The following is an 8,235-nucleotide window of genomic DNA, read 5'->3' as shown; positions in this document are numbered from 1 at the left end:
GGCCTCGGCGTTCAGCCCGGGGCTGTTGGCCGAGCGCAGGTAGAACCAGTTGATCGCGGTGCGGTGCTTGCGCGCCGCGAAGGCGATGCGCTCCTGCGTCGCCTCATCGAGCCGGTCGCCGCCGTCGGACACCAGCATCACGATGCGCGAGCCGGTGTAGGGCCGCTCGTCGAAGAACGACAGCGCGTCCAGCAGCGCGAGGCCGATGTTGGTCTCCGACAGGCCGCGCCCGATCTCGCCGGCCGCGATGGCCGCTTGCACCACGTCGTTCTTCTGCGTGAACTCGAGCACCCGCATCGGCAGCGTGCTGAACACCACCAGCCCGAAGCGGTCGTCGGGCCGGCCGGTCACGAAGGCCGACAGCAGCCGGCGCGCGACCTTGCCCTTCGCATCGCGCGAGCGCCCCGGCGACAGGCTCATGTAGTAGTCGAGCGCCTCGGGGCCGGTGCCGCGCGGCTTGGCCGCGCCGGCGGCGAGGCGGGCGCCGGCGAAGCCCTCGTCCATGCTGCGGCTGCGATCGAGCACGACCACGATCTCGGCGCCCTGGCCGACCCGTTCCACCGTGTACTCGGGCCGGTAGGCGCCGGCCATCGCCAGCACCAGCAGCGCGAGCGCGAGCACGGCCGCGCCCTTCAGCACGCGCTGCAGGGCATCGGAGGCGCGGTCGCGCGGCAGCAGCGCGACCCAGGCGTTGCGCACCGGCTGCGCGGCACGCGCCCACCACGGCAGCAGCGCCAGCGGCAGCAGGCCCAGCAGCCACGGGTGGTCGAAGTGGATCACGCGGCACCTCGCTCGGCATCGCGGCACTTGCGGCAGAACTCGAGCAGCCAGCGGCTGTCGTTCGCGGCCGCCGGGCTGTCGGCGAAGAACTCGCGCCGCGACTGCTGGAAGAACGCGAGCAGCTCGGCGCGTAGCGCGGCATAGCGCGGCTGCGCGGCGACGAAGCGGTCGACGCCGTGCTCGAACACCACTTCGCCGGCCGTCCGGTTCAGCGCCTCGTGCACGCGATGGAACGCGGCCCGCCGCTCGGGCGCCGGCGCGTCGGCCGGCAGGTGGCTGAGCTGTCGCCACGCACTCGCGAACGGCCGCCGGCGCCGCGACCACCCCGGCAGGATGAGGTAGATCTGCGCGAGGTACGCGAGGCATAGCAGCAGCACCGCGCCGCAGGCCAGCAGTCGGCGCTGCGCCGGGCCGGTGTCGAGCAGCGGCGGCGGCAGGTCGGGGCGCAGTTCCCCCAGGCCCTGGCGCGGCGAGGCCTCGACGGGCACCAGCGGCGACACCGTCACCGGCCAGGCGTCGACGCGCAGCGCCTGGTCGCGCCCGTCGCCCTGGAAGCCGAGCGAGAACGGCGCGATCTCCAGCGTGCGGACCTCGGGCGGCGCGATGAACACCTGGTACCGCAGCTGCAGCACGAGGCGGGTGCCGCCGGCTTCGGACGTGCTGCGGCGCGACACCGCCTGCAGCTCGATCGCCTTGCCGCGCACGCCCGGCCGCGGCAGCGTGGCCTCGTCGAGCACGAAGCCTGCGGGGATGTGGACGATGAGCTCGCGCTCGACCAGGTCGCCCACGTGGTAGCCGAAGGCGCGCGGCTCGACGGTGCTGGCGCGCAGCGTGCCGGCGGCCGGCGCGACGCCGCTGCACGCGATCAAGGCCAATGCGACCAGACTGTCACGCATGGAAGTGCCGCGTCACCGCGTCGGCATCGAAGGCACCCTCGATGAACAGCGGGTTCAGCCGCTGCGCGCGGAACGCCTGCAGCAGTGCCTCGCGCCGCTGCGCCTGGTGCCGCTGCCATTGCTCGCGCAGCGCGGGCCGCCACCACACCAGGCGCTGGCGGCCGCTCTCGGGGTCGAGCACCTGGGCCAGGCCGCGCGGGGCGGCCAGGCTGAACTCCTGCGGGTCCCACAGCAGCACCGGCACCAGGTCGTGGTGCGCCAGGCTGGCCAGCACGGCGCGGACTTCGTCGACCGGCCAATGGAAATCCGACAGCAGGAAGACCAGCGACCGGCGCTGCGGCAGGTGGCGATGGGCCTCGCGCAGGCCGTGCGCCGAGCGGCCGCCGGGCTGCAGGCTGCGCAGCGTGCGCGTCAGCTCGCCGGCGGCGGCGCGCGAGCGGCTGGGGGGCAGCAGCAGGTCGCTGCGCACCTGCTCGTCGCAGGCGACGAAACCGAAGCTGTCGCCGGTGCGCCAGGCCGACCACGCGAGGCTGTCGACGAAATCGGCCAGCACGCCGAGCCGGCGCTGCGCGCCTTCGAAACCCATCGAGGCCGACAGGTCGGCGACCACCGCGACCGGGATCGACTTGCGCTGGCTGTAGACGCGCACCGACCACTGGCCGAACGGGTCGCGCAGGCTCGCATGCAGGTCGAGCCGGCGCGGGTCGGGCGCGTCGAGCAGCGAGGCATGGCCGCGGAACTCGAAGCCGCTGTCGCCGCGGCGGCTGCGGTGGTGGCCGGGGAAATGGCCGAGCGCCGCGCTGCCGATGCGGTAGTGGATCTCGGGGGTGGGCTGCGCCATGACTAAGGCGCCGCCACGCTCGCGAGGATGCCGCTCATCAGCGGCCCGGAGATCTCCTGCCGCCGCATCTCGTACACCGGCTGGTAGCACAGCCGGTGCGCGATGGTCTCGACGAACACCGCCTGCACGTCCTCCGGCGTCACGAAATGGCGGCCGTCCAGCCAGGCCGCCACGCGCGCCGCGCGCAGCAGGTAGCTCATGCCGCGCGGGCTGGCGCCGGCCAGCATCAGCTGCGCGGTGTCCAGCCCGGAGACCTTCACGCCGTACTCCACCGGCACCGCGGTGGCGCGCCACAGCCCGAGCGCATAGTCCTGCAGCGCCTGCGAGGCCTGCACGCTGCGCTGGATCGCCTCGGCCACCTCGTTCAGCGCCTGGTGGTTCAGCATCGCCGCCGGCAGCTCCTCCAGCAGCCGGTCGGTGTCGTGGTAGCGCGGGTTGAACATCAGCTCGCGGCGGTAGTCATCGCTTGCCGGCGCATCGATGGTCACCTCCATCATGAAGCGGTCGCGCGCGGCCGACGAGATCTCGAAGGTCTCCTCGCGCTCGACACGGTTGCGGTCGGCGAACACCACCAGGTGGGGGAAGCGGAACTCGCGGTTGAAGGCCGACACGCTGCGCTCGGCCATCACGCGCAGCAGCAGCGAATGCACCTGGGGGCGCGCGCGGTTGATCTCGTTGAAGAAGAAGATCGCCAGGTCTTCGCCATGCCGGATCAGCGGCCCCGGCTCGACCGCCGGCCGGCCCTCGGCGCTGATGTAGGTGTAGTACACGAGGTCGTTGGGCATCAGGTCGATGGTGCCCTCGGTGCGCGCGAAATCGCCGCCCAGCACCTGCGCGAAGGCGCGCAGCAGGGTGGTCTTGCCGACGCCCACGTCGCCCTGCAGCAGCACGTGGCCGCGCGCGAACACCGCCATGTTGACGAGCCGGATCACCCGCGCCTGACCGATCACCGCCTTGCCCACCTCGGCCTCGACGGCCAGCGCGCGTTCGCGCCAGTCGCTCAGCAGCGCGTCGTTTCGGTCCATGCGGTGCGTCTCCATGTGGTTCGACGCAACTCGGGTGGCGCGCCGGCCGCGGGACAGTCTGCGTCAGCCATGGGACGGCCGGACAGGGTGGCCTGCGCACCGGGGCTTCTTGGCAAGAGGCATGCCCGCAATCCCCCTGGCATCGATTCATGAAAATCGCCAGTTCGCATTCATGATCACCCGACTGGAGCGATCGCGGTTCGCAGGCCACCATGCAGGACGGGACCCAGAGGCCCCCGCAGTTGCCGACCGGCGCTGTGAGTCCATCGACAAGGAGATCTCTTCATGACCTGGCAAACACCGACCGCCACCGATTTCCGCTTCGGCTTCGAAATCACGATGTACGTCGCGGCCCGCTGATCGCGGCGTTTCGTCATCCTCGCCGGCACGCCGGGTTCGCCCGGGGTGCCGGCCCCAATACCTTCAGCATGCGCATCACAGTCCTGGGCTCGGCCGCCGGCGGCGGCTTTCCGCAGTGGAACTGCAACTGCGCCAACTGCGCCGGTGTGCGCTCGGGCTGCGTGCGCGCGAAGCCGCGCACGCAGTCGTCGATCTTCGTGCGGCCCGACGATGCGATCGACGGCGTGCTGTTCAACGCCTCGCCCGACATCCTCGAGCAGATCCGCAGCCACCCTGCGCTGCAGCCCGCGCGCGCGCTGCGCGACACCGCGATCGCCGGCGTCGTGCTGATGGACGGGCAGATCGACCACGCGACCGGGCTCTTCATGCTGCGTGAGCGCAGCTCGCCGTTGCCGCTGTGGTGCACCGACCCGGTCGACGAGGACCTGACCCATGGCAACCCGGTGCTGCGCGTGCTGTCGCACTTCTGCGGCGTGCAGCGGGAGCGCATCGGGCTTGACGGCGCGCCGTTCAGCGTACCCGGCGTGGCAGGCCTCGCCTTCAAGGCGCTGCCGCTGAGCAGCAAGGCTGCACCGTACTCGCCGCACCGCGAAGCGCCGGTGCCGGGCGACAACATCGGCATGACGTTGATCGACACGGCCCGTCGCAAGACGGTGTTCTACGCGCCTGGTCTCGGCGAGATCACGCCGCCGGTGTTCGACGCGATGGCGAGCGCCGACGCGGTGATGGTCGACGGCACCTTCTGGACCGACGACGAGATGAAGACGCTCGGGCTCAGCAAGAAGTCGGCGCGCGACATCGGCCACCTGCCGCAGTCGGGTGCGGGCGGCATGGTCGAGTGGCTGGGCCGCCTGCCGGCGCGCACGCGGCGCCTGCTGATCCACATCAACAACACCAATCCGATCCTCGACGAGGACTCGCCCCAGCGTGCCGAATTGCAGCGCGCCGGCATCGAGGTCTGCGAGGACGGGATGACGATCGAGGTCTAGAGAGCCATGACGATGCGCGCAGACATCTTCAAGGAAGGCCGCCACCCCGCCGAGGCCGGTCCGCCGGCCTGGAGCCGCGACGAGTTCGAAGCGCAATTGCGCGAACGCGGCAAGTCGTACCACATCCACCATCCGTTCAACGTGATGCTGAACACCGGCAAGGCGACGCCCGAGCAGGTGCGCGGCTGGGTGGCGAACCGCTTCTACTACCAGATCGCGATCCCGATCAAGGACGCTGCCGTGCTGTCGAACTGCCCGGACGCCGCGGTGCGCCGCGGCTGGGTGCAGCGCATCCTCGACCACGACGGCTTCGAGCTCGGTGGCGTGAAGGATGCCGGCGGCATCGAGGCCTGGCTGCGGCTTGCGCAGGCCGTGGGCCTGACACGCGAGGAGGTGCAGGACCTGCGCCACGTGGTGCCGGCGGTGCGCTTCGCGGTCGATGCGTACGTGGACTTCGCGCGCCGCGCGCCGTGGCAGGAGGCAGTGTGCTCGTCGCTGACCGAACTGTTCGCGCCCGAGATCCACAAGCAGCGGCTGGCGACCTGGCCGGAACACTATGGCTGGATCGAAGCCGAGGGGCTGAGCTACTTTCGCAACCGCCTGAGCCAGGCGCGGCGCGACGTGGAGCAGGGGCTCTCGATCACGCTGGACCACTTCGCGACGCGGCCGCTGCAGGAGCGTGCGCTGGAGGTGCTGCAGTTCAAGCTCGACATCCTGTGGGCGATGAACGATGCGATGGCCGTTCGATACGGTGTCACGTCATGAGTGCCTTGTCGACGGCGACCCAACCGCGCGTCGGTCCCGGCTTCCGGCTGCAATGGGAGCCGGTGCAGGACTGCCACGTGCTGCTCTACCCCGAGGGCATGGTCAAGCTCAACGGCAGCGCCGGCGAGATCATGAAGCGCTGCGACGGCCAGCGCAGCGTCGCCGCGATCGTCGAAGACCTGGAGACGGCGTTCTCGGCCAAGGGCCTCGAGCCCGATGTGCTGGCCTTCGTCGAGATGGCCGCGAAGCAGCGCTGGCTGGCCTGGGACTGAGCGATGAGCGCCGTGCCGTCATCCCGACCCGGACCGCCGCTGTGGCTGCTCGCCGAGCTGACCTACCGCTGCCCGCTGCACTGCGTGTTCTGCTACAACCCGGTCGACTTCGCGCGCCAGGAAGACGAACTCGACACCGAGGGCTGGCTGCGCGTGCTGCGCGAGGGCCGTGAACTCGGCGCGGTGCAGTGCGGCCTGTCGGGCGGCGAGCCGCTGCTGCGCGACGACCTGGAGGTGATCGTCGCCGAGGCGCACCGCCTGGGCTACTACACGAATCTGCTGACCTCGGGCGTCGGCCTCACCGAGGCGCGCGCCGCAGCGCTGAAGGAAGCGGGCCTCGACCACGTGCAGCTGTCGTTCCAGGACTCGACGCGCGAGATGAACGATTTCCTGTCGCACACCAAGACCTTCGGCCTGAAGAACAAGGTGGCGCAGATCATCAAGGCCAACGGCTGGCCGATGGTGATGAACGTGGTGATCCATCGGCTGAACATCGACCACATCGACCGCATCATCGGCATGGCGGCCGAGCTGGGGGCCGAGTACCTGGAGCTGGCCAACACGCAGTACTACTCGTGGGCCTTCCTGAACCGCGACCAGCTGCTGCCGACGCACGAACAGCTGCGCCACGCCGAACGCGTCACCGACGAATGGCGCGTGCGCCTGGGCGACCGGATGCGGCTCTTCTTCGTCGCGCCCGACTACCACGAGGGCAAGGCGAAGAAGTGCGTCAACGGCTGGGGCAGCATGTTCCTGACCGTCGCGCCCGACGGCACCGCGTTGCCGTGCCACACCGCGAAGATGCTGCCCGGCCTGGCGTTCCCGAACGTGCGCGAGCACAGCATTCGCGACATCTGGTTCGACTCCGAGGGCTTCAACCGCTACCGCGGCACCGGCTGGATGAAGGAACCGTGCGCGAGCTGCGACCAGCGCGAGGTCGACCTCGGCGGTTGCCGCTGCCAGGCGTACATGCTGGCGCATGACGCGGCTGCCGCCGACCCGGTGTGCAGCAAGAGCCCGCAGCACCACCTGGTGCAGGCGGCGGTCGAACGCGCCGCCACGATCAACGTGAAGACCGTGACGGAACACCCTCTCGTGTTCCGCGACCCGGTCAACTCGCGGCGACTCAGCCCCAAGCCTGCGTGAGCAGGCGCTACCGGGTCTCTGCCAAGGTCTTCAGGTTCGCCAGCCCGCTCTGGTAGACCCCGGTGATGGCCTTCACGGCGGCATCGTCGTTGCGGTCCGGCGGCGGGTCGTTCTGCGGGTAGCCGCGGTAGAAGGCGCCACGCCATTCGACGATCGACTGCTTGCCGCTCGCGGTGACGATGATCGTCGAGGTGTAGTTCGTCACCGGCAGCGCGCCGCCGTCCTTCGCGCGGTAGCTGTACTTCATCGCCGCGTCGTCGTAGCCCTCCAGCGTCTCGATCAGCTCGCCGCCGCCCTTGACCTTCAGCGAGCGCACCGAGCCGACCTCGTTGCCCTGCGACGCCGGGCTCTCGGCGATGGCCGGGTGCCAGTCCTTCAGCGCATCGAAGTTCCGGATGCGGGCCCACACCGCGGCCGCGGGCGCATCGATGGTGATCTTCTCGACCACCTTCTGGCGCGTCGGGCCGTGGCCCTCGCCGGTCAGGGGCATGACGCCGAGCATCGCGGTCGCGGCGAGTGGCGCGAGCCAGCCGCCAGGCAGTTTCATGGGCATGACATCCTCCTTGCGTGGGGTCAGGGTTCGGGGGCGCCGATGAAGGCGCCGAAGCCGCGGCTGTTGCGGCCGGTGGCGATCTGCCGCAACGCCTGCCCGCTGGCGGCGTCGAGCACGCTGACGTTGTCGTCCATCCAGTTCACGACGTAGACCCGGTCGCCGTGCGCCGCCACGCCCTCGGGGTAGCCGAAGCCGCCCAGCGTGCGCAGCGGCTTCAGCGATGCGGCGTCGATCACGCTGACGCTGTCGTCGTGCTGGTTGGTCACGTACAGCAGCGCGCCGCCCAGCGCGAGCGCGGCGCCGTAGGGCGCCTTGCCGGTCGCGATGGTCGCGATCACGCGCGGCGCGTGGCGGTCGCGCACGTCGATCACCGACACGTCGTCGCTCTGCACGTTGAGCGCATACAGCCGCTCGCGCGCCGCATCGAACAGCAGCGCGAACGGGTGGCTGCCGACCTTCACGCGCGCCAGCACGCGGCGCTCGCGCACGCCGACCACGGCGACGCTGTCGTCGTCGCGCTCGGCCACGAACACGGTGTCGTTGTCGGCGTGCGCCGCGACGCCGGCCGGCGCCCGGCCGACCTCGATGCGGGCGAGCGGCGCCCGCTG

11 protein-coding genes are annotated in these 8,235 nt (G+C 70.8%); 5 read left to right on the top strand and 6 right to left on the bottom strand.

Annotated elements, in window-relative coordinates:
- The 4 genes from AC1D15_RS11365 to AC1D15_RS11350 form a co-directional block, all read right to left on the bottom strand.
- Window positions 1–780, bottom strand: a 780-nt coding sequence (locus AC1D15_RS11365; protein ID WP_477826049.1) for a vWA domain-containing protein, incomplete at its 3' end; no start/stop codon positions are given.
- Complete coding sequence (locus AC1D15_RS11360) at window positions 777–1,676, bottom strand: hypothetical protein (protein ID WP_477826048.1); 900 nt, start codon at window positions 1,674–1,676, stop codon at window positions 777–779. The genes AC1D15_RS11365 and AC1D15_RS11360, both read right to left, overlap by 4 nt.
- Window positions 1,669–2,517, bottom strand: coding sequence for a DUF58 domain-containing protein (locus AC1D15_RS11355; protein ID WP_477826047.1), 849 nt, complete (start codon window positions 2,515–2,517; stop codon window positions 1,669–1,671). Before AC1D15_RS11355 ends, AC1D15_RS11360 begins: the two co-directional genes overlap by 8 nt.
- Window positions 2,518–2,519: 2 nt before the next feature.
- The gene (locus tag AC1D15_RS11350) at window positions 2,520–3,542 is read right to left on the bottom strand and encodes an AAA family ATPase (RefSeq protein WP_477826046.1); all 1,023 of its coding nucleotides are present in this window, start codon (window positions 3,540–3,542) and stop codon (window positions 2,520–2,522) included.
- A gap of 285 nt (window positions 3,543–3,827) precedes the next feature.
- Here AC1D15_RS11350 and pqqA point away from each other — a divergent pair, with 285 nt between their 5' ends.
- From pqqA to pqqE, 5 genes are all read left to right on the top strand, one after another.
- On the top strand, window positions 3,828–3,902 hold the full coding sequence (gene pqqA / locus AC1D15_RS11345) for a pyrroloquinoline quinone precursor peptide PqqA (RefSeq protein ID WP_082004224.1): 75 nt from the start codon (window positions 3,828–3,830) through the stop codon (window positions 3,900–3,902).
- 68 nt (window positions 3,903–3,970) lie between these two features.
- Complete coding sequence (gene pqqB / locus AC1D15_RS11340; RefSeq protein WP_477826045.1) at window positions 3,971–4,891, top strand: pyrroloquinoline quinone biosynthesis protein PqqB; 921 nt, start codon at window positions 3,971–3,973, stop codon at window positions 4,889–4,891.
- Between the two features lie 6 nt (window positions 4,892–4,897).
- On the top strand, window positions 4,898–5,656 hold the full coding sequence (pqqC, locus tag AC1D15_RS11335) for a pyrroloquinoline-quinone synthase PqqC (RefSeq protein WP_477826044.1): 759 nt from the start codon (window positions 4,898–4,900) through the stop codon (window positions 5,654–5,656).
- Window positions 5,653–5,928, top strand: a complete 276-nt coding sequence (gene pqqD, locus AC1D15_RS11330; protein ID WP_047502342.1) for a pyrroloquinoline quinone biosynthesis peptide chaperone PqqD — start codon at window positions 5,653–5,655, stop codon at window positions 5,926–5,928. The genes pqqC and pqqD overlap by 4 nt, the downstream gene beginning before the upstream one ends.
- 3 nt (window positions 5,929–5,931) lie before the next feature.
- Entirely contained in the window at window positions 5,932–7,074 is a 1,143-nt protein-coding gene (gene pqqE / locus AC1D15_RS11325; RefSeq protein WP_477826043.1) for a pyrroloquinoline quinone biosynthesis protein PqqE, read from the top strand.
- A 7-nt stretch (window positions 7,075–7,081) separates the two neighbouring features.
- On the opposite strand, the gene AC1D15_RS11320 is transcribed toward pqqE, so the two are convergent.
- The gene (locus tag AC1D15_RS11320) at window positions 7,082–7,627 is read right to left on the bottom strand and encodes an SRPBCC family protein (RefSeq protein WP_477826042.1); all 546 of its coding nucleotides are present in this window, start codon (window positions 7,625–7,627) and stop codon (window positions 7,082–7,084) included.
- Window positions 7,628–7,647: 20 nt separating this feature from the next.
- A partial coding sequence (locus tag AC1D15_RS11315) for a YncE family protein (protein ID WP_477826041.1) occupies window positions 7,648–8,235 on the bottom strand: 588 nt, incomplete at its 5' end.

It is taken from the genome of Rhizobacter sp. P2_H2 (genome assembly GCF_056403375.1).
The sequence above is the reverse complement of the archived record's forward strand: the minus strand, read 5'-3'. Positions and strand labels throughout refer to the sequence as shown.

What these genes read in the sequence shown, in the direction of transcription:
- AC1D15_RS11355 (WP_477826047.1), bottom strand. Translation starts at nt 2,517, where the DNA reads ATGGCGCAGCCCACCCCCGAGATCCACTACCGCATCGGCAGCGCGGCG.
- pqqB (WP_477826045.1), top strand. Translation starts at nt 3,971, where the DNA reads ATGCGCATCACAGTCCTGGGCTCGGCCGCCGGCGGCGGCTTTCCGCAG.
- AC1D15_RS11320 (WP_477826042.1), bottom strand. Translation starts at nt 7,627, where the DNA reads ATGCCCATGAAACTGCCTGGCGGCTGGCTCGCGCCACTCGCCGCGACC.
- pqqC (WP_477826044.1), top strand. Translation starts at nt 4,898, where the DNA reads ATGACGATGCGCGCAGACATCTTCAAGGAAGGCCGCCACCCCGCCGAG.
- pqqD (WP_047502342.1), top strand. Translation starts at nt 5,653, where the DNA reads ATGAGTGCCTTGTCGACGGCGACCCAACCGCGCGTCGGTCCCGGCTTC.
- pqqE (WP_477826043.1), top strand. Translation starts at nt 5,932, where the DNA reads ATGAGCGCCGTGCCGTCATCCCGACCCGGACCGCCGCTGTGGCTGCTC.
- AC1D15_RS11360 (WP_477826048.1), bottom strand. Translation starts at nt 1,676, where the DNA reads ATGCGTGACAGTCTGGTCGCATTGGCCTTGATCGCGTGCAGCGGCGTC.
- AC1D15_RS11350 (WP_477826046.1), bottom strand. Translation starts at nt 3,542, where the DNA reads ATGGACCGAAACGACGCGCTGCTGAGCGACTGGCGCGAACGCGCGCTG.